We start from the raw sequence: 25366 nt of genomic DNA on the forward strand, positions 1-25366 counted from the left end.
CTATGCCTTCCGCCCGACAACCGCGGACTTCCGCGATCAGCCGGTCTTGCCGAGATGCTCGAGCGCATCCTCGGCACGCAGCGGCACCCGCGAGACCTCGTTGTTGAGATCGACGAGCTGCGCCAGCAACGCCATCAGCATCTTGCGATCCGCGGCCTTCAGCGGCGCCAGCATGCGGGCCTGGGCGCGATCGACCGCGGGCATGATCGCTCGGAGCAGCGCGCCACCTGTCCTGGTCAGATAAAGCAGCTTGACGCGCTTGTCCTCGGCCGACGGCCTGCGCTCGATATGACCCTTGCTCTCCAGCCGCTCGATCACGCTGCCGAGCGTCGAACGGTCGAAGGCGATCACCGCCGACAACCTGGTGGCATCGATGCCCGGGTGCGTCTGGATCGCGACCAGCGCTGCATATTGCACCGGCGTCAGGTCGAACTCCCGGCACTCCTCGACGAAGATCGACACCGCAATCTGCTGCATCCGCCGGAACAGATAGCCCGGCTTGGTGTAGACTGCGTCCATCGTGATGTCGGGCGGCCTACTCGGCATCGGCCTGACGCTCCGGAGCAGCATCGGCGAAAGCCGGCAACGCCTTCGCCGCGGCTTCGGCCTGCAGCAGGCGCGGGAACGCTGCGACATCGACGCCGAAGCGACGTGCATTGCCAAGCTGCGGCACCAGGCAGAGATCGGCCAAGGTTGGCGTCGCGCCGAAGCAGAATGGGCCAGGCTCATGCTTGATCAGCGCTTCGCACGCAGCGAGGCCCTCGCGGTTGGCCCAGCCGGCCCAGGCCGTGACCTTGTCCTCGGGCAGGCCGAGCTCACGCAGCCGCACCAGTACCTTCAGGTTCTGCACCGGATGGGTGTCGCAGGCGAGCACCTGCGCGAAGGCACGGACCTGGGCGCGGCGCAACGGATCCTTCGGCAGCAGCGGCGGCTCGGGATGGGTCTCGTCGAGCCATTCGATGATCGCAAGCGACTGGATCAACGCGGCACCGCTGTCGTCCTCCAGGGTCGGGACGAAACCCTGCGGGTTGAGCGCGAGATAGGCGGGCGCGCGCTGCTCGCCCTTGCGGAGGTGATGCGGCAGATGCTCGGCCGTGAGACCCTTGAGATTGAGCGCGATCCTGACGCGATAGGATGCGCTGCTGCGGAAATAGCCGTGCAGCTTCATCATGGCAGTCCTCCCGAATTGATAGCTCTGGTTGCAATTGACGGTAGCGGAATTGACAGTATACTGTCAATCAAGAATGACATCTGATCGGGAGGCGCGTATGGCCGCAGTTTCGACCCCGGAACGCGAGGCGTTCTACAAGAAGATCGACGGCGAAAACATGACGGCGCTGTGGACCGTGATGAGCGATCTCATCACGCCCGAGCCAAAGAGCGCCTGTCGCCCGCATCTGTGGCAGTTCGCGGCGATCCGCGACTACATGGTCGAGGCCGGACGGCTGATCACGGCGAAGGAGGCCGAGCGGCGGGTGCTGATCCTGGAGAATCCGGGCCTGCGTGGGCAGTCCAAGATCACCACCTCGCTCTATGCCGGCGTTCAGATGGTGATCCCGGGCGACGTTGCACCCGCCCATCGGCACAGCCAGTCCGCATTGCGCTTCGTGCTGGAAGGCAAGGGAGCTTTCACGACCGTCGAGGGCGAGCGCACCCTGATGGAGCCGGGCGATTTCATCATTACCCCGTCGATGACCTGGCACGATCACGGCAATGAGACCACCGAGCCGATGTTCTGGCTCGACGGCCTCGACATTCCCCTGGTGCAGTTTCTCGACGCATCGTTCGCGCAGGGCTCGCAGGAGGACCAGCAGAAGGTTGCGCGCCCCGCGGGCGACAGCTTCGCCCGCTACGGCCACAACCTCCTGCCGATCGACGCCAAGCGCAAATCCAGAACATCACCGATCTTCAACTATCCCTACGCCTATACGCGCGAGGCGCTGGAGAACGCGAAGCGGAGCGAGGAATGGGACGCCTGCCACGGGCTGAAGCTGAAATTCTCCAACCCGGAGACCGGCGATTTCGCGATGCCGACGATCGGCACCTTCATCCAGCTGCTGCCGAAAGGCTTCAAGACTGCGCGCTATCGCTCGACCGACGCGACCGTGTTCACCGCGATCGAAGGCAAGGGCCGCAGCCGCATCGGCGACCAGACCTTCGAATGGGGACCGCGCGATCTGTTCGTCGTTCCGAGCTGGCAATGGGTCAGCCATGAGCCGGACGAGGATGCCGTGCTGTTCTCGTTCTCGGATCGCCCGGTGCAGGAGAAGCTCGACCTGTTCCGCGAGGATCGCGGTAACGCGTGACGGGCCAATCAGCGCCAGCGCAGGAGCCGCGCTTCCAGCATGCTGATCAGCCGGCCGACGGCGAGGCCGAACAGCGACAGGATCAGGATCCCCGCCATCAGCTGATCGGTCTGCATCAGATTGCCGGCCTGCAGCACGAAGGTGCCGATGCCGGTCTCGGCGCCGATCATCTCCGCCGAGACCACCAGCATCAGCGCCACCGACGCGGTGATGCGGAAACCGGCGAGGATCGAGGGCAGCGCCCCGGGCCAGATCACGCGGCGGACGATGGTCGGGAACGGCACGTCGAAGCTCTGCGCCATGCGGATCAGGTTGCGCGGCACCGCGTCGACGCCGCTATAGACCGAGATCGTGGTCGAGAAGAACACGCCGAGCGCGATCGTCGCGATCTTCGGCTGCTCGCCGATGCCGAGCCAAAGAATCAGCAGCGGCAGCACGGCGATCTTCGGAATCGGAAACAGCGCAGAGACGAAAGTGATGCCGATACTGCGCGCAATGCGCCATAGGCCGATCGAGAAGCCGACGACGATGCCGGTGGCGGTGCCGAGCGCCCAGCCGGATACGATGCGCACGAACGATGCCGAGACATGCAGCCAGAGCGCGCCGCTTTCGGCCAATCGATACAGGGCACGCAGGATCATCAGCGGCGCCGGCAGGAACAAGGGATTGACCAGGGCGAAGCTGCCGATCAGTTGCCACAGACCGAGAGCCGCCGCGAGCGCAAGCCAGCCGGCCCAGCGGCTTGCGGCCGGCGTGAAGCCGCCGCCCCGGAACGGCACCTTCCGGGCCTGCGTGCCGACGACCTCAGGCGGTTCGGCCGGGGAGCGTTCAAGCATTCTGAACCTCGCGCTCGGCATCGATTGCCTCGGTCCGGATCAGCCCCCAGAGCTCGTTCTGCAGGTCCAGCAGTTGCGCGCGTACCCCGGCATTGCCGCGGCTGCGCCGCGTCGCCGGGACGCTGACGACCTTCCGGATGCGGCCAGGACGACGCGACAGCACGACGATGCGGTCGGCAAGCCGCACTGCCTCCTCGAGATTATGCGTAACATAGACCGCGCCCATGGTGCCGTCGGCGAGCAGATCGACGAAGTCCTCCATCAGCAGCTCGCGGGTCTGCGAGTCGAGCGCCGACAACGGCTCATCCATCAGCAGGATCGCCGGGCGGACCGCCAGCGCCCGGGCAATGCCGACCCGCTGGCGCATGCCGCCCGACAACTGCTTGGGATAGACGGTCCGGAAGTCTGCCAGCCCGGTCCGCTGCAACGCATCGTTGACGGCGGCGGCGCGCTGCTGCGCCGACAGAGATGTATGGAGGAGCGGAAAGGCAACATTGTCGGCGACGCTTGCCCACGGCAGCAGCGCGAAGTCCTGGAACACGAACGTCAGGGGATTGAGGCTGCCGGGCGGCGGGGCTCCGCGCAGCAGCGCCTGACCTTTGCTCGGCTGCAACAACCCTCCGAGGATCGCCAGCAGCGTGCTCTTGCCGCAGCCGGACGGCCCAACGACGGCGACCACCTCGCCGGCTCCGACCGTGAATGATACGCCATCGAGCACTTCGAGCGCGTCGAAACGATGGCTGATGGTCTCGGCGATCAGGTCCATGTCAGGCGATCCCGCTGCAGTTCCGCGCTGCGCCCGCCTTCATCAATCCGGCTTCACAAGGTCTTTGGCGATGATCGCGGCCGCATCATAGCCCTGGTCCGCGAACCCCTGCGCCTGCAGCCATTTGATCTGGCTGTCGATGTTCTTCACATCGAGCTTGCCGTCAGGATCGATATAGGCGCAATTGCCGACCACCTGCTCGACCGGCAGGTTGGTGTACTTGCCGATGATTTCCAGCAATGGCCTGGTCTTGACGTCGATCGCGGCAGTGCCGTCCTTGACCGAGGCGAGCACGACATCATGATACTCGCGCTCGGCGCGCTGAAGCGACGCCAGCAGCTTGCCGACCAGCGCCGTGTTGGCCAAGATTTTCGGCCCCGCGAACACGCCGCTGACCTGCCACGGCGTCTCGTCGCCAACCCAGCCAAGATGCTTGACGGCGCCCTCCTCCATCAGCTTGCGCGCGACGGAAACCGGCATCAGCGCCGCGTCGACGGTCTCACCCTTGATTGCCGCCGACATGTTGGACATCGATTGCAGCGGCACGATCTTCACGTCGGCGAGCTTGAAGCCGTATTTGTCGGCCAGCAGTCCCACCGAATAGTGAAAGCTCGACCCGACCTGGGTCATCGCCACGCGCTTGCCGGCAATATCCTTCGGCGCCTTGAGACCTGCCTCGTAAGCCTTGTTGCTGGCGAAGTAGCCGATCAGCGGAAACCCGGGGCGGTCACGGCTCATGCCGGCGATGATCTTCAACGCGCCCTTGCCTGCGAGGTTATACAGTCCTGCGGTGAAGGCGGTCACCCCGACATCGACGTCGCCGGTGGCCGTCGCCACGGCGATCGGTTGCGCTGCATCGAAAAACTTCAGCTCGACGTCCAGGCCAGCTTCGCGGAAGTAGCCCTTGTCCAACGCGATGAACACTGGCGCGGACGAGGACAGCCGGAGAACGCCGATCCGGAGCTTGGCGTCGTCGGCCAGCGCGGTGCTGATCGATACGAGGCTCCAGAGCAGCCCCAGGACGACGCCAACGTATCGGAACATCACACTCTCCAAGATCTGGCGACCCGCACACCCGGCCTCACCCACGACGCCGACTTGTTGCAATATTTCGAGCTTGATGTCGCGCCAAATTTTCGGGAGTCGGGAGATCGCAGCCTCAGAGGACGGGCGTCTTGCTCCAAGCCGGCTCGTCCATCACGGTAACGCGTGTTGAGCTAAACGCCCTTGCAGTCGGCGGTCCGGTCCTTCCGCGACCGTGAGCTTCTTGCAGGCGCCGTGAAACGTCTCGATCCCCTTCAATCCATCCTCTGCACGGACCGACTTGGCCGGCAGGCTCGCCGCGCCGAGGGCCAGCAGCCAAACGGATGAAGCTGTCTTTCTCATCACGATCCTCTGACAAAGTGGATATTGCCGAGCAGGCCGGATTTGCCGCGTAGACCGTACGGTGGCGAGTGACGACCGGCGACGCAGCGACGAGCTCTCCTGCTGGCTCATCCTGCTTGCGCACAGAGGTGACGGCCTCAGAAGGTCTGCATCACTGGCTTCTCCCCATTGGACAGAAATAGCCCTTCAAAGCGGCCGATCTCGCTGTCGGCCGTGCATTCGATCAGGTCGGGTCCCTTGAAGGGATTGCCGTGACGGCATTGCCCCTTCGCCGTCACCTTGTTGATCGTCTTCCGACTTTGGCCAATGATCATCATATCGACCGGCGTGACGAACTTGTCCGGTCCGGGTTGCTCCTGCAGATCGCCGCGGTTCGAGAACGTGACCACGCTGCCGTCGAGCAAGGTGAAGTAGAAGCCGGTGCGCTGATCGTCATAGTCGGTATTGAGCAGCGCGCCCTTGCATTCGGAGCTGCGATCCTCTCCCGCGACGATGAGCTTCTGGCAAGTCCCCTTCACGACCACCATGCCGGTGAGCCTGGCATCGGCGCGCGACGGAGCTGCAGAGAGCATCAGCACGCCGAGCGCGCATACCGACACCGCCAACACTGCCGACCTCATCGAACTCCCCTCCCTTTTATTATAACTATGCCTCAACCTCTGGTGACGGAGAAGTTCTATTTTTGTTCTCATGCCATTTTTCTCCGAAAGAGGCGCTCGGCGCGTCAGCCGGCACGCGCTTCCAGAGTCTCCAGCCACGCCGCAAACGCCTCCGTCAGGTCCTCCATGACGGCCTGATCATTCCGGCCGGAGCGCGCAGGCACGTGGAAGGCGTGGTCGGCCTGATCGATCCAATGCACGGTCGCGCGCGGTCCCAGCCGCTTCACGACGGGCGCGAGCAGCTCCATCTCCGCCAGCTTGTCGCGCGTCCCCTGCAGGAACAGCATCGGGACCTCGATCGGAGCGAGATGATCGGCGCGCATAATGGAGGGCTTGCCGGCGGGGTGAAGCGGAAAGCCGAGAAAGGCGAGCCCGGTCACGCCTGGCAGCGGCGCTGCACTCTGCGCCTGCGACGTCATGCGCGCTCCGAACGACTTGCCGCCCGCGACGAGCGGCAGCCCCGGACAGAGCCGCGCGGCCTCCGCCACGGCAGCCCGCACCGCGGCGTGGGCGAGCGCGGGCGGATCCGGGCGCTTGCTGCCTTTCTCCATGTAGGGAAACTGAAAGCGCAGCGTCGCGATGCCGCGTGCAGCGAGGCTTGCGGCCGCCTGGTTCATGAAGACGTGGGTCATGCCGGCGCCCGCGCCATGGGCGAACACGAAGCAGGCGCGCGCCTCCGCCGGAGACATGAACAGCGCGGACACGACGCCCGCGCCGTCGATGGGAAGTGTGAGGGAACGCGGCTGGTGCTCGGTCATGCCGCAGAGTGTGAGCCTGCGCTCCTTGCGTCAACTCCAGTCGCCACCGACTTTGCAGCTCAGGCCGCGGTCCGGATCGTCTGCAGGAAGTCGGCGACATTGCTCTTCAGCGAAGCGGCCTGCTGCTGCAGCGCGGCGGCCGCCGCCAGCGCAGCTTCAGCGCCGGCATCGGTCTGCCCGGCCACGTTACGCACGTCGCCGATCTCCTGCGTGACCGCCGCCGTGCCGCTGGCCGCCTGCTCGACGTTGCGGGCGATCTCGCTGGTCGCAGCCCCCTGCTGCTCCACCGCGGCGGCGATCGCATTGGAGATCTCGGCAATCTCCCGCACGGTCGTGCCGAACTGGGCGATCGCGCCGACCGTCTCCTGCGTCGCGCTCTGGATGGTCGCGATCTGGCTCGAGATCTGCTCCGTCGCCTGCGCGGTCTGCGAGGCGAGGTTCTTCACCTCGCTCGCGACGATCGCAAAGCCGCGGCCGGCCTCGCCGGCGCGCGCCGCCTCGATGGTGGCGTTGAGCGCCAGCAGGTTGGTCTGGCTCGCGATCGCCTGGATCAGCTGCACGATGGTGCCGATCCTCTCCGCCGCGCTGGACAGCCCGTCGATCAGCTCGGATGTCCGCTGCGTCTCGTGCGTGGCCCGGGTCGACACCGTGACCGAGCGCTGGACCTGGGAGGAGATCTCCCTGATCGAGGCCGCGAGCTCCTGGGTCGCCGAGGCCACGGTCTGCACATTGACGGAGGCCTGCTCGGCCCGGCTGGCGACCGCTTCCGCAAGGCCACGGCCGCGTTCGGCGACGCGCGCCAGCTCGCTGGCGCTCTCGCCCATCTCGGTCGCACGCCCGCCGACGCCGGTGATGACGCCCTGCATGCCCTGCTCGAATCGACCAGCCAGATCGGACATCATGCGGGCGCGCTCGGCCTCCGCAGCTTCACGCTGTGCCGCGGCCTCCTGCTCCATGCGGCGTACAGCAAGCGCATTGTCACGGAAAATCTCCACGGCGCGCGCCATCCGGCCGATCTCGTCGCGCTGCTCGCCGCCGGGAATCGGCTGATCCAATTCGCCGGCCGCCAGCGACTGCATGCGGTCGGTCATGCCGCGGATCGGGTTCGACACGCTGGCGCCGATCAGCCAGGCCAGCACCGCTCCGAATATCACGGCTGCGGCTGCCGTCACGATGATGGTCTGCTTGGTATCTTCGACCGCGACGCCGGTCCTCGCGGCCTGCTCTGCGCGCGCCGCACCGAGCTGCTGGTTGATCCGGCTGACCTGGGTATCGATCGAGGCGCTCGCCTTGGCGAGCTCCGCCTGCTTGGCGCGCAGGTCAGTGGCCACCTTGATCACCTCCTCGAGCGCAGCCGCATCCGCCGTGAGAGCCTCTTTCAGCGCAGCAACCAGCGCCTTCAGCTTGGCATCATCGACACCCGCGATCTCGGCCTCCGCATCGGCAATCGCGAGCTTCGCATAGACGAAGGTGAGCCTGGCATCGTCGGCATCGCCATTCGACAACGTGTTGGTATAGCGCATCACCGCGATGCGGACCGCGTCGACGACGCTGGCCAGACGCAACGGATTCATCAACGGCTCGCTGCCCGCGCGATTGGCGAGGGCAACCTGGATGCCGCCCATGTTGATTCCGGCGACGGCGCCCAATGCGTCGGTCTTGGTCGTCGCCGCGCGCAGGCGGTCCACGGCCTCGGCCGCGGCAGCGAACGATGAGCGATAGGCCGCCAGCGCGCTTCGCACCGGGCCCATGCCGTCAGCCAGCACCTTCAGCCTGCCGGACTGCTTCTCGACCTGATCGGCGAGACCGCCGACGGCGTCGATGGCCTTGCTGGCCGCATCCTTGTCACCGACGTTCCAGGTACGGATGAATCTCTCAACCGCGCCGTTGGCAGCGAGCAGCGCGGCACGCACCTGCGACATGCCGGCGTCCCCGGCCGCGCTGGTGACGAGTTCGTCCACGGTGCCGCCGATGCGCCCGACCTGGATCATGGCGAAGCCGCCGAGCAACACCAGGAAGCTCAGGATCAAGGCAAAGCCGCCGAAGATTCGCGGGCGGACACCGATCCAAGACATCAGAGAAGACAATTTCATCGATTTGCCCGGCTGTTTCACGGAGTGGACCTGATAGTGGCGAGCAGCTCCTTGCCGAAGCGCTTCTCGAAGTCGGGATCGAGCGGCCTGACCGCATCGACGAAGGTCTTGCGATCGAACGTCTCGATCACCTCCATGCCGCCCTTGCGCAGCTCATCGAGCTTCTGCGCATCGAGCTGGGCCTGCCAAGTGACCTCCGCAGCCGCCTTGGCGGCGGCAACCAGCGCGTCACGGTCCGCCGCATCGAGATGATCGAACATCGCGCGGTTGGCGACGAAGGCGATCGGCGCGAAGAAATGGCCGGTGAGCGTCAGATATTTCTGCACCTCGTCGAAGCGATTGGCCGCGATGGTGGCGACCGGATTTTCCTGACCGTCCAGACGACCGTCCTTGAGCGCTGCATAGACCAGCGGAAAATCCATCGGCATCACGTCGGCACCGAGCGCCTTGAAGGTCATCTGGTAGACGGGATTGGGGATCACGCGGATCTTGAGGCCCTTGACGTCATCGACGGTACGGACCGGACGCTTCGAGTTGGTGAGATTGCGAAAGCCCTGCTTGCCCAGCGCCAGCAGCACCAGTCCCTTGTCGGCGAACTTGGCGCCGATCGCGGCGGCGACCGGCCCTTGCGCAACCGCCTTGGCATGCGCGGTGTCACGGAACAGGAACGGGATGTCGAAGACGCCAAGCTCGGGAACGACCGCGCTGGCGATGCCGCCGGACACCACGGCCACGTCCACCGCGCCGCTCCGGGTCGCAGCCAGCACCGCCGCCTCGCTGCCGAATGCGTTGCCCGCACGCTCATCAATGATGAGCCGCTTGCCGGCCAACGCCTGCAGCTTCACGCGAAATTCGTCCGACCCGATCTGCTGCGGGTTCTGAATCTGCGAGTTGAAGACCAGCGACACCATTCGCGGAGACGCCGTCGCCGCTTGGGGTCCGAGCAGGGTTCCCACCAATGCCAAGAAACAAACTTCAAGCAGCTGTCTGCGCATGAAACACCGGGTTCGTTTTTCCTCGATGCACAACTACCAGCGAGATATGGTTAAGATGTTAAGACGCGATTCCCGTCTTGCCCGCTTCAGCCATTCACTCCCTGATAGTCACATGCGATACGGCCGTAAAACTACGGAGACCGCCGAGTTCACCTGTCGATCCAAAGCCTGAGGCGCGGCGCGATACTTGATTTCTATTTATCGAAAATGGTGAGACCAAGCCGCTACGCAAGAGCGGCAGGCTCGATCATCGGCGCATGGCCCCTGACAGCATCACTCGCGTGCCGGCAACCGTAGGAACAGCCATCAGCAGTGCATCGGCGACGTCCGCCGCCGCGATAGGCTTGTAGTTCGCCGGAATCAGGAAGCCGATGATGCTGTTCAGCCTGTTGCCCCATTCCTCGCCCGGACGACTCGGCTGTCCGAGCTCCGCCCGCGGGCCGACCAGCAGCGAAGGCCGCGCGATCACCAGGCCCTCGAAGGGCAGCGCGGTCAGATCGTCCTCGAACTCGCCTTTCACCCGGCTATAGAAGACGGGCGAGCTGCTGTCGGCGCCCATTGCGCTGACCAGACCAACGCGTCTCGTGCCGCTCGCGAGCGCGGCCTTGGCGACGGCGAGGTTCGCGTCGTGATCGATGGCGCGGAAGGCGGCCTGGCTCCCGGCCACCTTGATCGTGGTCCCGAGTGCCAGATAGAGCTCGTCGGCCGGCGGCAGGGACGGCAGCGCGGTGAAATCCACGACATGCGCCGTCAGCTTGGGCGAATGGTCAGGCGGCGCGCGGCGGCCGACGACATGCACGCGATCCACTGTCGGGTCGGCAAGCAGGCCGCGAAGAAGCTCCCGTCCCACCAGCCCGGTCGCGCCGGCAATGATCACGGTCCGGTTCGTCATGCTCGGTCTCCACTCGCGGCCCGCCGAGCAAGGTAAGCATCACCGCACAGATAGGGAAGACCGACACGCCGCCGAATGGCATGACGCTGCAGACATGACGCCGCAGAGGGGGCATGTCCTCCGCGGCGCCTCATCGCCATCCGCCTCAGGCGCCCTTGCGCCGCTCCGCCGCCTTGGCCATCGCCGCCGCAAGCGCGCCGCCGCCCGACGACTTCTCCTCACGCGTGGTCATGCGGGCCGCTGGCGGCCGTGCGCTGGTCCGCTTCTCGCCCTTCGCCGGCAGCGGATCAGACAGCCGAAGCGTCAGCGAGATGCGGTTGCGCGGCACGTCGACGTCGAGGACCTTCACCTTCACGACCTGCCCCGGCTTCACCACCTCGCGCGGATCATTGATGCGCTTCTCGGACATCGCCGAGATGTGGATCAGGCCGTCCTGGTGCACGCCGATATCGGCAAAGGCGCCGAACGCCGCGACGTTGGTGATAGTCGCCTCCAGGATCATGCCGGGCTTGAGATGGGTGATCTTCTCGACGCCCTCCTGGAAGGTGGCCGTCTTGAACTCCGGACGCGGATCGCGGCCGGGCTTCTCCAGCTCCTTGATGATGTCGGTGACCGTCGGCACGCCGAAGCGCTCGTCGGCGAACTTCGTCGGGCTCAACGCCTTCAGCACCTTGGTCTCACCAATCAGCGCCTTGATGTCGCTCTTGGTCGCCTCGAGGATCTTCTTCACGATCGGATAGGATTCCGGATGCACGCCGGAGGCGTCGAGCGGATTGTCGCCGTCGCGGATGCGCAGGAAGCCGGCGCATTGCTCGAACGCCTTCGGTCCGAGCCGCGGCACTTCCTTCAGCTTGTCGCGGCTCGGGAACGGGCCGTTGCTGTCACGGTGCGCGACGATGTTCTGTGCGAGGCTCTCCCCGATGCCCGACACGCGTGCGAGCAGCGGCGCCGAGGCGGTGTTGAGGTCGACGCCGACGGCGTTCACGCAGTCCTCGACGGTGGCATCGAGCGCGCGTGCCAGCTCATACTGATTGAGGTCGTGCTGATACTGGCCGACGCCGATCGAGGCCGGCGGTACCTTGACGAGCTCGCCGAGCGGATCCTGCAGGCGGCGCGCGATCGAAACGGCGCCGCGGATCGACACGTCGAGATTGGGGAATTCCTTCGCGGCGAACTCCGAGGCCGAATAGACCGACGCGCCGGCTTCCGACACGATCGCCTTGGTCAGCTTGAGATCCGGCTTCAGCTTCATCAAATCGTTGACCAGCTTCTCCGTTTCACGCGACGCAGTGCCGTTGCCGATCGCGACCAGCTCGATGCGATGCTTGATGCAGAGCTGCACGAGCGTCAGCATGCTCTCGTTCCACTGCCGCTGCGGCTCGTGCGGATAGATCGTGGCGTGGTCGACGAACTTGCCGGTGCGGTCGATCACCGCGACCTTGACGCCGGTGCGGAAGCCGGGATCGAGGCCGAGCGTGGCGCGGCCGCCGGCGGGAGCAGCGAGCAGCAGATCACGCAGGTTCGCCGCGAACACGCGCACCGCCTCCTTCTCCGCCTCCTGCCACAGCCGCATGCGGATATCGAGCGCCAGCGAGGTCTTGATGCGGGTGCGCCAGGCCCAGCGCACGGAGTCGGACAGGAACTGATCGGCCGGGCGGCCCTGCCGCGAGATGCCGAAGGTCACCGCGATGCGGTTCTCATACAGCGACGGGTCCTTCGAATCCTCCGGCTCGCCGTCGCCGAAATCGAGCTGCAGCACCTCTTCCTTCTCGCCGCGCAGCATCGCCAGGATGCGGTGCGACGGCAGCTTGGTGAACGGCTCGGAGAAGTCGAAGTAATCGGCGAATTTCGCGCCCTCGGTCTTCTTGCCGTGCCGCACCGTCGCCTTCACCGCGCCGCGGGTCCACATCTCCTCACGCAACGAGCCGACGAGATCGGCATGCTCGGCGAAGCGCTCGACCAGGATCGCGCGTGCGCCTTCCAGCGCCGCCTTGACGTCCTTGACCGGATTGTCGCCGTCCTTCTTGATGAACGCCCTGGCCTCGACCTCCGGCGCCTTCATCGGATCGCCGATGAGCATGTCGGCGAGCGGCTCGAGTCCGGCTTCCTTGGCGATCTGCGCCTTGGTGCGGCGCTTCTCCTTGAACGGCAGATAGATGTCCTCGAGCCGGGCCTTGGTGTCGGCGGTCGCCAGCGCCAGCTCGATCTCCGGCGTCATCTTGCCCTGTGCCTTGATGCTCTCGATGATCGCGGTGCGCCGTGCATCCATCTCGCGCAGATATCGCAACCGTTCCTCCAGCGTGCGCAGCTGCGTGTCGTCCAGCATGCCAGTCGCTTCCTTGCGGTAGCGCGCGATGAACGGCACGGTCGCGCCGCCATCGAGCAGGTCGATCGCGGCCTGGACCTGGGCATCCCTGACGGCGAGCTCAGCGGCGATGATGGAGGCAAAATTCGACACGGTGTTCTTCCGAGATTCGTGACGGGGCTGATTGGATAGGAGTGCACGCGCGCCAGCGCAAGCGGCTGGCGGACGCTCTGTGGGCAACCGTGACAAAAAAGACCGGTTGCGAATCATGTAAAACGCTGCCGCGACCGGGCCATCGCGTTGCACATGAGGCGCAAATCACTGATTCTTGCAGGCTGAGGGACGATTCGTGCAGGCCACGGCTGCGACATATCTCGACGATCTCAATCCGGAGCAGCGCCGCGCCGTCGAGCATGGCGGTGCGCTGGCCGCACCGGGCCCGCCGCTGCTGATCATTGCCGGCGCGGGATCGGGCAAGACCAACACGCTCGCGCACCGCGTGGCGCATCTGCTCGTCAATGGTGCCGATCCGCGCCGTATCCTGTTGATGACGTTCTCGCGCCGCGCGGCGAGCGAGATGAGCCGCAGGGTCGAGCGCATTGCCCGCAAGGTGCTGGGCGGCAAGGCCGAGCCGATCACGGCCGCGCTCACCTGGGCCGGCACGTTTCATGGCCTGGGCGCGCGGATGCTGCGCGACTACGCTGAGCGCGTCGGCCTCGACCCCGTGTTCACGATCCATGATCGCGAGGATTCCGCCGACCTGATGAATCTGGTGCGGCACGAACGCGGCTTGTCCAACACGCAGCGACGCTTTCCGACCAAGGGTACCTGCCTTGCGATCTATTCGCGCTGCGTCAACGCCGACATGCCGCTCGACGAGGCACTGGTGCGGCATTTTCCGTGGTGCGCGGAATGGGCCGGCGAGCTGAAGGGCCTGTTCGCGGCCTATGTCGAAGCCAAGCAGGCCAACGCCGTGCTCGACTACGACGATTTGCTGCTGTACTGGGCGCAGATGATGGCGGACGAAGCCATCGCGCGCGAGATCGGCGATCGCTTCGACCACGTGCTGGTCGACGAATATCAGGACACCAACCGGCTGCAATCGCAGATTCTGCTCGGCTTGAAGCCCGACGGCGCGGGACTGACGGTGGTCGGCGACGACGCGCAGTCGATCTACGCCTTCCGCGCCGCCACCGTGCGCAACATCCTCGAATTTCCCGATCAGTTCAGCCCGCGCGCCGACATCATCACGCTCGACCGCAACTACCGATCGACGCAGCCGATCCTCACCGCGGCCAACGGCGTGATCGGGCTGGCGCGCGAGCGCTTCACCAAGAATTTGTGGACGGACCGCACGAGCTCGCGCAAACCGCAGCTCGTGACGATCAGCGACGAGACCGACCAGGCGCGCTACATCGTCGAGCAGGTGCTGGCGAAGCGCGAGGAAGGCATCGTGCTCAAGCAGCAGGCCGTGCTGTTCCGAACGTCGTCGCACAGCGGGCCGTTGGAATTCGAGCTCACGCGCCGCAACATCCCGTTCGTGAAGTTCGGCGGGTTGAAGTTCCTCGATGCCGCCCATGTCAAGGACGTGCTGGCCTGCTTGCGCTTCGTCGCGAATCCGCGCGACCGCATCGCCGGCTTCCGCGTGCTGCATCTGATCCCCGGCATCGGACCCGCGTCGGCGCAGCGCCTGCTCGATGCCATCAGCGAGAGCGCCGATCCGATCGCACGGTTGTGCGAGCAGCCCGCGCCGGCCCGCGCCGGCGAGGATTGGACGGCGTTCGTGCGTGCGTTGGAGCAGTTGCGCGTCTCGGAATGGCCCGGGGATATCGAGCGCGTCAGGCACTGGTATCAGCCGCATCTCGAACGCGTTCATGAGGATTCGGAGGTGCGAACCGCCGACCTGCTGCAGCTCGAACAGATCGCGAGCGGCTATCCGTCGCGCGAGCGTTTCCTCACCGAGCTGACGCTCGACCCGCCCGACGCCACCTCCGATCAGTCCGGCGTGCCTTTGCTCGATGAGGACTATCTGATCCTCTCCACCATCCATTCCGCCAAGGGCATGGAGTGGAATTCCGTGCACATCCTCAACGTCGTCGACGGCTGCATGCCCTCCGATCTCGGCGCCGGCACGAGCGCCGAGCTGGAAGAGGAGCGCCGGCTGCTCTACGTCGCCATGACCCGCGCCAAGGACGACCTGCATCTGCTGGTGCCGCAGCGCTTCTTCGTCCATGGCCAGCCGGTGCGCGGCGATCGTCATGTCTATGCCTCGCGCACGCGGTTCATTCCGGAAGCGCTGGTGCCGCTGTTCGAACGCACCAGCTGGCCGCGGGCGCAGCCCGGCGCGGCGTATGCGAGCCAGGGTCCGCGCATCGACCTCGGTGCCCGCATGCGCGAGCGCTGGCGGTGAGCGGATCCTTCGCCCTCCCTGCTACGAACTGGGCCCTTGCTGCTTGCGCAGTTTGCGTCGTTTGGCGGGATCTCTCGCCGCGCAAGCGGGGCGAGGTAAGCACCGCGCTCGCCGCAGGATCTAATTTCATGACGTCTCGGCTTTCCTCTCCTTCCACTGCGCCCGAAACCACGCCCAGGTCTGCCGCGTCACCGCAATGTAGCCCTCGCCGCGATACTTGATCTCGCCGTCGACGATCGCATGCAGCTTCGGCAGCGCGTGGAACGGCACCGCGGGATAGGCGTGGTGCTCGACGTGATAGGGCATGTTCCAGGCGAGCCAGTGCACGGCGCGTGTGGTGAAGGTGGTGCGGGTGTTCTGGAAGGCGCTCCTGGTATGGTCGCAGCCGGTGTGTTCGGCGTAGAGATAGGGTCGCAACACCAATTGCCCCAGCAGCAGCGGCAGCACCCAGACCCACAGCAACAGCGCGCTGTGCAGCGCGAGCGAGCCGAGCAGCAGCAGCGCGTAGCCGGCGGCATAGGCGCGCGCCTCGCGTACGATGGTGGCGCGGCGGCCGGCAGGCACCCATGGCACCGTCACCTCGCCGGTGATCGCATGTTGCAGCAGCAGTCGCAGCCGGCCGGCCACCTGGACCAGGCCGGAATAGGCAATCGCGAGTTGCGTCTCCGAGCGCGGCTTGGGGCCGACGATCAGCTCCGGATCGCGCAGGGGATCCTGGGTGTGGCGGTGATGCTCCCAATGGAACAGGCAGTAATATTCATAAGGCAGTCCGATCAGGAAGCCGGAGAGATAGCCGACCGCGAGGTTGAGCCTGCGGCTGTCGAAGGCGGTCTTGTGCGCGGTCTCGTGCACCGCCATGAACAGGAACGCGATGAGCACGCCCTGCACCGGCAGCAAGGGCAGCGTCCACAGCACACCATGCGTCGATGCGATCGCTCCGATCAGCGCACCCACGCCGATGATCGCGCCGTAATGGCTGAGCGTGCGCAGCGCGCCCTGCATGTTGGAGCGCGTGCAGAGCTGCTGCAGCACCGGCGGTGTCAGCAGCTTCGGACGGGGCGCGAATTCGTCGGTGGGCACGTCGGTCATGTCGAACTCGGGTGTCAGCTCTGGAGAAGGGCGGAGACGTTGGCGTTGATGAAATCGCGGTCCGCCGGGATGCGGATCGGATTGCCCGCGCGGTGGCCGTGGATCGAGGGGATCGGCCGCAGCGCCGCGGAGCGGGCGTTCACCAGCTTGGGAAGTTCTCGCTCGTTGTCGCGCCAATCGAAATAGCGGTCGGTCTGGCCCGGCATCAGCAGCATGCGGGCGGTGATCGCGCCGAGCGCACGGTCGAGATCGCCGCCGAACGCCGCGCAATTGCTGATGTCGCCGCCCTGCCAGATCGCGATCTGCACCAGCAGGTTGTTCGCGTCGCGATGCGCGAAGGCTAAGTCCCAGGTGGCGGCGAGATAGTCCTCCTGCGAGCCAAAGCCCTGCTCGCGCCAGACCTCGTCGCGGTAGAACTCGTAGGACATCGCCCAGCCCGCATAGATGCGCCCCATCGCGCGCAGGCCGGCCATCGGCTTCTCGGCAAAGCGGCCGTTGCGAAACGCGGGATCGGCCATCAGCGCCGCCTTCACCGCATCGAGAAACAGGTGATTGTAGGGCGAGCAGCGCGCGCTGCCGCACACCACCGCCGCACGCTCCACCATGTCCGGATGACAGGCGGCCCAGTGATAGGCCTGCATGCCGCCCATCGACCAGCCATAGACCAGCGCGATCCGGCCGATCCCGAACTGCTCCTCCACGAGCCGCCGCTGCACCGCGACCGCATCGTGATAGCTGATGGACGGGAACGGCGCGTCGCCGAACAGCTCGCGCGTATTCGAGGGCGACGACGACAGGCCATTGCCGAACAGGTTGGGAATGATGATGAAGTAGCTGCTCGGATCGAGCGCGCCGCCGGGTGCGATCAGCCACTCGGTGTCGACGTGCTGGGCGCCGAACGAGGTCGGATAGAGGATGACGTTGTCCTTGGCCGCGTTCAGCGTGCCATAGGTCTTGTAGGCAAGCCGCAGCGACGGGAACGTCACGCCCGACTGCAACACGACGTCGCCCGCCTCGAAGATCTGATAGTCGCCGCCTGTCGTCATGCGCGTGTGTCCGGGTGAGAGGTGCCTTGAGCCTACGTGATGCGTCACCGGCTCACACGCCCATTTTTTGGCATGGCATGACCGCGCAAGAGGCGCGGGCAGCAATCGCATCAGCCGAGGCCATGGGTTCGCATTCCCGCGGCCTCTCAAGCCCGAGCTTTGTCCGGATCGCGTGCCCTCTGAAACGTGAGGGCGCAGGGAAGACCGGGAGCTCGCCGCCCCCATGGCCCGCCTGCGAAAAAAATGCAGGCGGCAGGAACCACAGGTTCGGCTGGGACATCCCGGCCTTCCCTGCACGATGGTCTTAACAGCTGCTTCGCGCTCTCCCTGGGGACCGGCAGTGTTGCCCCCATCGTCGGCGTGATGCGCTTCCGCACCATCATCCGGCTTGACCTCAGCATCGGGAGGCCAGGACCACGCGACTTGACTGTCCGCAACGGATCGTTCGTCGGCGCGACACCGCGCTGCGACCGGCTACGGCCACCGCATCCCCGCCTCGCGTCTCGTGACGACCGCGCGTACGCCCCTCATCGATGAGGCAGGATGGACGCAGTAGAGCATATTTTCTGGAAAAACGAAAGCAAAATTCTTGTCGGTCGTCCGGACCGTCTGATCCGCCCGGTATGACGACCACGTCATTCCGGGGCAAGGCCGAGAGGCCTTGAACCCGGAATCTCGATATCGTCTTGCGTCCATTCTGAACGACTTCGAGATTCCGGATTCAATCGTCAACACGCAGCCGCTCCGCGCCTGCGCATCGACGATTGCCCCGGAATGACGGAGAATGGCGACGGCCCAACCTTCTCATGATGCGCTCAAGCTCACGGAAACCTTGTGTTTCGCTTTCCTCCGCTTGCAATCCGGCTACGCCCCTTCCAGCTGACGAGCAGAGGCCGTATGACGGCCCGACGCAACGGAATGAGACATGAGCACAGCAATCGAATTCGGCCTGGACACGTTCGGCGACGTCACCCGCAACGCGGAGGGCGCGATGACCGCCCATGCCCAGGTGATCCGCGACGTCGTCGAGGAGGCGGTGCTGGCCGACCAGCTCGGGCTCGATTTCATCGGGCTCGGCGAGCACCATCGCGGCGATTTCGCGATCTCGGCGCCGGAGGTGGCGTTGGCGGCGATCGCCGCACGCACCACGAAGATCAAGCTCGGCTCGGCGGTGACGGTGCTGAGCTCGGATGACCCGATCCGCGTGTTCCAGCGGTTCTCGACGCTCGACGCGGTGTCGAACGGCCGCGCCGAGGTCATCCTCGGCCGCGGCTCGTTCACCGAGTCCTTCCCGCTGTTCGGCTTCGATCTGAAGGACTACGAGGCGCTGTTCGAGGAGAAGCTCGATCTGTTCGTCAGCCTGCTACCGCAGCAGCCGCTGACCTGGCAGGGCCAGTTGCGCCCGCCGCTGAGGGATCAACTGGTCTATCCGCCGGTCGAACATGGGCGGCTGAAGGGCTGGATCGGCGTCGGCGGCAGTCCCGAGTCCGTGGTGCGCGCCGCGCATTACGAGCTGCCGCTGATGCTCGCGATCATCGGCGGCGACCCGAAACGGTTCGCGCCCTATGTCGAGCTGTACCATCGCGCGCTCAAGCAGTTCGGCCGCGAGACGAAGCCGATCGGCGTGCATTCGCCGGGCTATGTCGCCGACACCGACGAAGTGGCACGCGAGGAGCTGTGGCCGGACTACAAGACCATGCGCGACCGCATCGGCCGCGAGCGCGGCTGGCCGCCGATGGGCCGCGACGAGTTCGTCCAGGAGGCCGATCACGGCTCGCTCTATGTCGGCTCGCCGGAGACCGTGGCGCAGAAGATCGCCGCGACGATCAAGGCGCTCGGCCTGTCGCGGTTTCAGCTGAAATACTCAGCCGGTCCGCTGCCGCATGCGAAACTGATGCGGAGCATCGAGCTGTATGGGCGGGTGGTGGTGCCGAGGGTGCGGGAGTTGCTGGGGGAGGGTTAAGATATCCTGCGGAGAAGGACGAGCGCGAGACCACGCACAACCGTTCTGAGTGAGCCCAGCGTTAGAATTTGTCCACCGGCAGATGTGCAGAGGTGCAGGTTTGATCAGTGACGATATTCATATTCTGCAGACGTTTCGCGAGCCGCTGATCGGTCTGCCCCTGTCTCATCTCTGGCGTGGCGCCGGATCGGCTATTTTTTTGGAGTTCGGACGGCTGACAGAACGTACGTATCTCCGTCGGGACGGGACCTCCCCCAATCCGCTTGGAGAATTCGGACTGATGATCCAGTGGAGCTGGCGCATCGAAGACAAGAAGTCGATCATGTGCGGAAGCTGGAGCGAGGAGCCGTTGTGGGAGCCAACGTTTGATCGCATTCGTAAGAAGGCTGTTTCGGACCTATCTATTTTCGGTCGGTTGCCTGAAATCGTCGTGGCTCTGTCGGATGATCTTTACGTCTCGTCATTCATGACCGCTGAAGGCGATCCACAATGGACACTCTTCGACAGACGGAACGTGGGCTTGAGGACGTTAAACGTCGAGCGAGCGCGCCTAAAGCTGGATGTTGATCCGGCTCCTTGAGTTTCTTTGCGCGCGCGACACCCACTGCTGTCGTCCCGGCCTCCGAGCCGGGACCCATAACCCCATCTGGCTATTTGTTGCACGCGTCGCCACCATCGCGCGCCACCGAGAGATCACGCGGTATGGGTCCCGGGTCTACGCCCGGGACGACAGCGGAGAGGTGGACAGAGCACCCTCCACAACGCAGCGCTCCGTCAGGATGCGTCGAACAAGTCAGGCAGCAGCAACTCCCGCTCCCCCGCCGCAACACGCGCCAGCTCTGCTGCCGTCCGCGCCAGCACACCGTCCCACGCCATCGGCTGCCCCTGCCTGAACAGCCGCATGGTCGGATACCACGGGGTGTCGGCGCGGTCGCGCAGCCAGCGCCAGTCGAGCGCATAGGGCAAGAGCACCCAGACCGGGCGGCCGAGCGCGCCGGCGAGATGCGCCACCGACGTGTCGACGGAGATGACGAGGTCGAGCGCGGCAACGGCGGCCGCGGTCTCGGCGAAGTCGCTCAGCAGCGGCGCGAGATCGATGACGTCGGTGCCAAGCTCGGCGAGCCCTAGCGCATCGTCCGGCCGCGGCTCCTTCTGCAAGGAATAAAGCTGCACGCCCGGCATCACCAGCCGCGGCAGCACCGCCTGCGCGGTGAGCGAGCGCTGGCGGTCGCCCTTGTGCCTGGGATTGCCAGCCCAGACGACGCCGACTTTCAACGACGGCGCGCGCCCGAGCACGTTGCGCCACGCGGTCACCTTGATCGGATCGGCCGCAAGATAAGGCACCTCGGCCGGAATCGTCTCCAGCGTGGTACCGAAGATGCGCGGCAGATCCATCAGCGGCGCCTGCAGGTCGATTGGCGGCAGCGGCGCGCCGCGCGGCACCACGGTCACGCCCTCCAGACAGCGCAGCAGCGGCGCGATCGCCGGCTGCACCTGCAGCACGATATTGCCGCCCATCGTCTTGACGCGATCCACATAGCGCACGAATTGCAGCGCATCGCCGATGCCATATTCGGCGAACAGCAGCAGCGTGCGTCCGTCGAGCGGCTCACCCTGCCATTCCGGCGCGTCGAAGCGCGGCATGCCCGCGGAGAGATCAGGACGGTCGCGGCCCCAGCGATGCTCGGCGAAGCCGTTCACGAGGTCGCCGCACATCAGCAGGAAATGCGCGTGGTTGTAGCGGGCGAGCGCGTTGTCGGGCGCGAGCGAAATCGCGTGATGCGAGACTGCCAGCGCGGCGTCGATGTCGCCGGCATTGCGCAGCGCCACCGCGAGATTGGCGTAGCCCTTGGCATAGGCCGGATCGGCGGCGACGGCGCGGCGATGCGCCGCGACGGCCTCGATAGTCTCGCCGCGCATCTCATGGATGATGCCGAGGTTGGTATGCGCCGGGGCGTGATCGGGCTGCAGCGCCAGCGCGTGCTCGCAGGCGGCGATGGCGGCGTCGAGCTGGCCTGTCCCGCACAGGCAGGCGGCGAGATTGCTGAGCACGACCACATCGGTGGGATCGAGCGCCGCGGCGCGGCGATAGGCCTCGACGGCCTCGGCCGGGCGGCCGGCCTCGTGCAGCGCGTGCCCCAGCAATCGCGCGGCCTTGGCATCGCCCGGCGCAAGATCGCCGGCGCGGCGGTAATGGATCGCGGCGTCAGCGTAGGCGCGCTGCTTGTAGAGCACGTCGCCGAGGGCGAGGTGGAGGCCCGCATCGGCCGGCTGCGCCGCCAGCGCATGCAGATAGGCGGGCACGGCCTCGTCATATCTGGCCTGGTCGGCGAGCACATGGGCCAGCGCCCGCCATGTGCCGGGAAAGGACGGATCGCGCTCGCGCAGCGCGCGATAGGCCGCTTCCGCCTCGGCAAGCCGCCCCTGCCGGTTGAAGGCGAGCGCGAGATTCCAGCGCGCGCGCAACAGCGCCGGATCGAGCGCCAGCGCGTGGCGATAGGCGGCTTCGGCCTCGGTAAAGCGGGCGAGCTCCAGCAGCGCGCTGCCGAGCTTGCTGTGGATGGCGGCATCGTGCGGCCTCAACGCTGCGGCGCGCGCAAAGGCGTCGGCAGCGCCGTCGCGCTCACCTTTCACCGCCAGCGCGTCGCCGAGCGTCACATAGGCCGGCGCATGGTTGGGATCGCGTGCGAACACGCACGCCAGCAGCTCCGCGCCGTCTGCCATGCGGCCATCGGCGAAGGCGAGGATCGCGGACAGATGCAGCGCCGGCAGATGATCCGGCACCGCCCGGAGGATGTCGCTGCACAGGGCCTTGGCCGAACCGGCACGCCCGGCATTGTAGTGTTCCGCCGCCTCGATCAGCAGCCGCCCGACGGCAACAGCCCCCATGATGTCCTCAACCTCTCGCACTCGGATGCAGAGTTGAACGTGTGGCAGCGCGATTCCAGGCGAGACTCGGGGCCGAGCCGGCTCAGCCTGCCGCCACCTCCGTCCGCATGGCCGCCTTGCGGGCGCGCTCGACGTCGGGCGTGCGATAGGCCGCCTCCGGAATGGTGCCCAGTCGCGACTCGTGAAGGCGCGCGCCCAGGCCATAGAACTGCTGGAAGCTCATGATCAGCGGCCGCCATTTGTCCGGGTCGATGCGGTCACGCGTGCCGTCCATCAGGATGGCCTCGTCGACATGGACCCGCTGCACCCGCACCTCGAAGCACTGGATGTGCCCCCTCAGGATCGCGTCGTCGTCGGCGATGCCATGCACCGACTCGATGCGCGCTTCGAGCTGGACCGCGCATTCGGCGACGCGCGGAGCCGCAACGGTCTCCGACGCCGTTGCGGTCAGCCCGGCGGCGGCGAACTTGTCGGACAGGTGGCGATAGCCCTTGCGCTGCTTCATCGCCGGCACCGGGTCCGATCCCGTGGTCTGCGCCAGGCGATCGACGGCGGCGACGAGATCGACCGACGGCAGGTTCAGCACGCACTCGCCGGTGCGGCGCATGTTCTGCGGCGTCTTCGATCCGGCGGCGAGGCCCAGCATGCAGCGCCAGCCGAGCCAGAACGCCGACGACATCGGCGCGAGGTTGAAGCCGCCGTCCTCATTGACCGTGCTGATGAGGACGACCGGCGTCCCAAAATAAAGGATGCCCGGCTCGATGGTCGTGTGCATGGAAAGCTCTCCAGGGTGATGCATCTCGGCGGCGATTGCGCGCCGCACGGACGGGGCTCAGGCCGCCGTCTCACCCGGAGAAGTTCCTCGATGGCAGCGAACCGCTCCACCCGATTCCCGAACGGGCCGGATCACGCGTGCGCCGGGCTTGATCTGGAGAGGTCTGCGCGCGCAAGGCTGCGGCAGTTGGCGATCCCGGCATGACTCGAACATGCGACCTACGGTTTAGGAAACCGCCGCTCTATCCAGCTGAGCTACGGGACCGGAGCCTGCACCGAAGTGCACCTGCTTCGCCGCCTCCATAGCAGACCCGGCCACCGACCGGAAGCCTCTCCGGTCGTCGCCTGAACCGGACGGCCGGCCGTGGCACAACGACGCTCGGGTCCTGTGAGGGGAAGACGGCGGGAACGCGGCCGCGTGATCCCGGTTGAGGCGGGGCGCCTACCGATCACAGGCCCGTAGGGAGGGGTGGTTTGACTATCCGGAAGGCAGCCGATGGTCTAAGAGAACGGCGCCGATCCGGACCCCGGCCTTGGGATCGCCGTATTGGTCGTGCCTGAGCGCGTCACGCGGCCGGGCCAGCCGTCCGGCGCGACGAGATCCGCTTCATCCAGCGCGCCGGCCCATTTCAGCCGAGGGAAACAGACAAGTCGATGCTCATCCGGTCGGTCATTTCAGGCGCGCTCGCAGCTCTCCTCTCCGTCGCCGCCGCAAGCGCGCAGGATACCCGCCATCTGCTGGAGTCCAAGGAGTCGCTCTACAACAACATCTATGTCTATGAGCAGGCGCCCTACCGCAGCATGACGTTCGGTCACAACCGGCGCATCTATACCGAGAGCGTCTACAACACCCGCGACGAGCTCGATTTGCCGGTCGACTATACCCGCTTCATGACCGCGAGCGTGATGTATGCCAAGGACGTCCGCTCGATCCTGGAGATCGGCTTCGGCGGTGGCCGCACCGCCTGGTACCTGCACCGCTCCCTGCCCAAGGTGCAGGTGACCTCGGTCGAGCTCGATCCGACCGTGCTGGAGCTCGCCAAGAAATATTTCGGCATCAAGGAGGAGCCGAACTTCCACGTCGCCAACCGCGACGGACGGCTGTTCGTGCAGGAATCCAAGGAGCGCTACGACATCATCCTGATCGACGCCTATCGTGGGCCGTTCGTGCCGTTCCATCTGCTGACCAAGGAATTCTACCAGCTCGTCAAGGACCATCTCGCCGAGGGCGGCGTGGTGGCGCAGAACGTCGAGCCGTCGACCATGCTGTTCGACGCCGCGGTCAAGACCATTCACAGCGTGTTCCCGCAGGTCGACTTCTACGAGGCCGGCGGCAACATCGTCATGGTCGGCTATCTCGGCGACGAGCGGAAGCCCGAGGATCTCGCCGCGACAGCGCAGGAGCGCGACAAGGAGTTCGGCTTCCGCTACAATCTCGCCGAGATGCTGGCGCAGCGCAAGCGCATCGACATCGACGGCGGCCAGGTGATCGATGCAAACGCCAAGGTGCTGACGGACGACTTCGCGCCGGTCGAGGCGCTGAAGAGCATCGAGCGCCACAACAGGAAGCTGCCGTGAGCGCGCCGGTGTCACGCTCGGGCCTGCTGGCGATCTATCTCTGCTCGTTCCTGGTCGGCTGCGTGCTGATGGGCTTCGAGATGCTCGGCAGCCGCTATCTCAACCCGTATTTCGGCAGCGGCATCGGTGCCTGGGCCAGCCTGATCTCGACGGTGCTGTGCGCACTCGCGATCGGCTATTTCGCCGGCAGCGCCATCGTCGACCGGCAGCCGACGACGCGCACCATCGGCACCATGATCCTGATCGCCGCCGCCTACATGGCGCTCGTGCCGGCGACGGCCGACATCGTCATGGCCGACATCCTCGACACGGTCGGCGACGGTCCGGCGGCCACGCTGATGGCCTCGACCGCGCTGCTGCTGGTGCCGCTGACCCTGCTCGGCACCTTCTCCCCGATCGCCGTCAGCCTGTTGACGCGCTCGGCCGACGAGGCCGGCCGCGTCGCCGGATTGGTCTACGGCGTCTCGACCATCGGCAACGTCGTCGGCACGCTGGTCACGACCTTCGCGCTGATCCCGACGATCGGCTCGCGCGCGATCACCTATTATTTCGCGGTGGCGCTGGCTGGCTGCGCCGGCATCCTGTTCATTCCGTTCGGCAAGAAGACGTCCTGATTTTCAT

22 protein-coding genes and 1 tRNA gene are annotated in these 25366 nt (G+C 66.0%); 6 read left to right on the forward strand and 17 right to left on the reverse strand.

Annotated elements, in window-relative coordinates; translation table 11 throughout:
* Positions 1-36 precede the first annotated feature (36 nt).
* Positions 37-546 (reverse strand): MarR family transcriptional regulator, encoded by a 510-nt coding sequence (locus QX135_RS00060; RefSeq protein ID WP_315735076.1) that lies wholly within the window; start codon positions 544-546, stop codon positions 37-39.
* Positions 536-1168 (reverse strand): maleylacetoacetate isomerase, encoded by a 633-nt coding sequence (maiA, locus tag QX135_RS00065; protein WP_316177873.1) that lies wholly within the window; start codon positions 1166-1168, stop codon positions 536-538. Before maiA ends, QX135_RS00060 begins: the two co-directional genes overlap by 11 nt.
* 100 nt (positions 1169-1268) lie before the next feature.
* On the opposite strand from maiA, the gene gtdA reads away from it, so the two are divergent.
* Positions 1269-2306, forward strand: coding sequence for a gentisate 1,2-dioxygenase (gene gtdA / locus QX135_RS00070; RefSeq protein WP_316177549.1), 1038 nt, complete (start codon positions 1269-1271; stop codon positions 2304-2306).
* 8 nt (positions 2307-2314) lie between these two features.
* Here the strand turns inward: gtdA and QX135_RS00075 are convergent, their stop codons facing one another.
* The 10 genes from QX135_RS00075 to QX135_RS00120 form a co-directional block, all read right to left on the reverse strand.
* Complete coding sequence (locus tag QX135_RS00075; RefSeq protein ID WP_316177551.1) at positions 2315-3142, reverse strand: ABC transporter permease; 828 nt, start codon at positions 3140-3142, stop codon at positions 2315-2317.
* Entirely contained in the window at positions 3135-3908 is a 774-nt protein-coding gene (locus tag QX135_RS00080; RefSeq protein WP_316177553.1) for an ABC transporter ATP-binding protein, read from the reverse strand. The genes QX135_RS00075 and QX135_RS00080 overlap by 8 nt, the downstream gene beginning before the upstream one ends.
* 42 nt (positions 3909-3950) lie before the next feature.
* Entirely contained in the window at positions 3951-4952 is a 1002-nt protein-coding gene (locus QX135_RS00085; RefSeq protein WP_315783236.1) for an ABC transporter substrate-binding protein, read from the reverse strand.
* 153 nt (positions 4953-5105) lie between these two features.
* Positions 5106-5294, reverse strand: a complete 189-nt coding sequence (locus QX135_RS00090) for a hypothetical protein (protein WP_315735088.1) — start codon at positions 5292-5294, stop codon at positions 5106-5108.
* A gap of 137 nt (positions 5295-5431) precedes the next feature.
* Positions 5432-5914 (reverse strand): hypothetical protein, encoded by a 483-nt coding sequence (locus QX135_RS00095; RefSeq protein ID WP_315735090.1) that lies wholly within the window; start codon positions 5912-5914, stop codon positions 5432-5434.
* A gap of 104 nt (positions 5915-6018) precedes the next feature.
* On the reverse strand, positions 6019-6711 hold the full coding sequence (locus QX135_RS00100; RefSeq protein ID WP_315783238.1) for an alpha/beta family hydrolase: 693 nt from the start codon (positions 6709-6711) through the stop codon (positions 6019-6021).
* Between the two features lie 59 nt (positions 6712-6770).
* Positions 6771-8786, reverse strand: a complete 2016-nt coding sequence (locus QX135_RS00105; RefSeq protein WP_315783240.1) for a HAMP domain-containing methyl-accepting chemotaxis protein — start codon at positions 8784-8786, stop codon at positions 6771-6773.
* Positions 8787-8821: 35 nt separating this feature from the next.
* Complete coding sequence (locus tag QX135_RS00110) at positions 8822-9715, reverse strand: TRAP transporter substrate-binding protein (protein ID WP_316161136.1); 894 nt, start codon at positions 9713-9715, stop codon at positions 8822-8824.
* A gap of 331 nt (positions 9716-10046) precedes the next feature.
* Entirely contained in the window at positions 10047-10691 is a 645-nt protein-coding gene (locus QX135_RS00115) for an NAD(P)H-binding protein (RefSeq protein WP_315783244.1), read from the reverse strand.
* A gap of 145 nt (positions 10692-10836) precedes the next feature.
* Complete coding sequence (locus QX135_RS00120) at positions 10837-13149, reverse strand: Tex family protein (protein WP_316177556.1); 2313 nt, start codon at positions 13147-13149, stop codon at positions 10837-10839.
* A 196-nt stretch (positions 13150-13345) separates the two neighbouring features.
* Here QX135_RS00120 and QX135_RS00125 point away from each other — a divergent pair, with 196 nt between their 5' ends.
* Entirely contained in the window at positions 13346-15406 is a 2061-nt protein-coding gene (locus QX135_RS00125) for an ATP-dependent helicase (RefSeq protein WP_316177558.1), read from the forward strand.
* A gap of 126 nt (positions 15407-15532) precedes the next feature.
* On the opposite strand, the gene QX135_RS00130 is transcribed toward QX135_RS00125, so the two are convergent.
* Positions 15533-16495 (reverse strand): fatty acid desaturase, encoded by a 963-nt coding sequence (locus tag QX135_RS00130; protein WP_315812039.1) that lies wholly within the window; start codon positions 16493-16495, stop codon positions 15533-15535.
* Between the two features lie 14 nt (positions 16496-16509).
* The gene (locus QX135_RS00135) at positions 16510-17541 is read right to left on the reverse strand and encodes an alpha/beta fold hydrolase (protein WP_316233895.1); all 1032 of its coding nucleotides are present in this window, start codon (positions 17539-17541) and stop codon (positions 16510-16512) included.
* 925 nt (positions 17542-18466) lie between these two features.
* On the opposite strand from QX135_RS00135, the gene QX135_RS00140 reads away from it, so the two are divergent.
* Positions 18467-19504 (forward strand): LLM class flavin-dependent oxidoreductase, encoded by a 1038-nt coding sequence (locus QX135_RS00140; protein ID WP_316233896.1) that lies wholly within the window; start codon positions 18467-18469, stop codon positions 19502-19504.
* A 100-nt stretch (positions 19505-19604) separates the two neighbouring features.
* Positions 19605-20084: a hypothetical protein gene (locus tag QX135_RS00145; protein ID WP_316177565.1), complete on the forward strand. Its 480-nt coding sequence runs from the start codon at positions 19605-19607 to the stop codon at positions 20082-20084.
* Between the two features lie 194 nt (positions 20085-20278).
* Here QX135_RS00145 and QX135_RS00150 read toward each other — a convergent pair whose 3' ends face one another.
* The 3 genes from QX135_RS00150 to QX135_RS00160 form a co-directional block, all read right to left on the reverse strand.
* Complete coding sequence (locus tag QX135_RS00150; RefSeq protein ID WP_316233897.1) at positions 20279-22393, reverse strand: tetratricopeptide repeat protein; 2115 nt, start codon at positions 22391-22393, stop codon at positions 20279-20281.
* Between the two features lie 82 nt (positions 22394-22475).
* On the reverse strand, positions 22476-23168 hold the full coding sequence (locus QX135_RS00155) for a flavin reductase family protein (RefSeq protein WP_316233898.1): 693 nt from the start codon (positions 23166-23168) through the stop codon (positions 22476-22478).
* Between the two features lie 187 nt (positions 23169-23355).
* Positions 23356-23432 (reverse strand) — tRNA-Arg (locus QX135_RS00160).
* A gap of 389 nt (positions 23433-23821) precedes the next feature.
* Here QX135_RS00160 and QX135_RS00165 point away from each other — a divergent pair.
* Together QX135_RS00165 and QX135_RS00170 are read left to right on the forward strand one after the other, a co-directional pair.
* Positions 23822-24745: a fused MFS/spermidine synthase gene (locus QX135_RS00165; protein WP_316233899.1), complete on the forward strand. Its 924-nt coding sequence runs from the start codon at positions 23822-23824 to the stop codon at positions 24743-24745.
* Entirely contained in the window at positions 24742-25359 is a 618-nt protein-coding gene (locus QX135_RS00170; RefSeq protein WP_315756936.1) for a fused MFS/spermidine synthase, read from the forward strand. Before QX135_RS00165 ends, QX135_RS00170 begins: the two co-directional genes overlap by 4 nt.
* Positions 25360-25366: the final 7 nt, after the last annotated feature.

The sequence above is a fragment of the Bradyrhizobium sp. SZCCHNR1098 genome, assembly GCF_032489375.1.
In the GTDB taxonomy this organism is placed as follows: domain Bacteria; phylum Pseudomonadota; class Alphaproteobacteria; order Rhizobiales; family Xanthobacteraceae; genus Bradyrhizobium.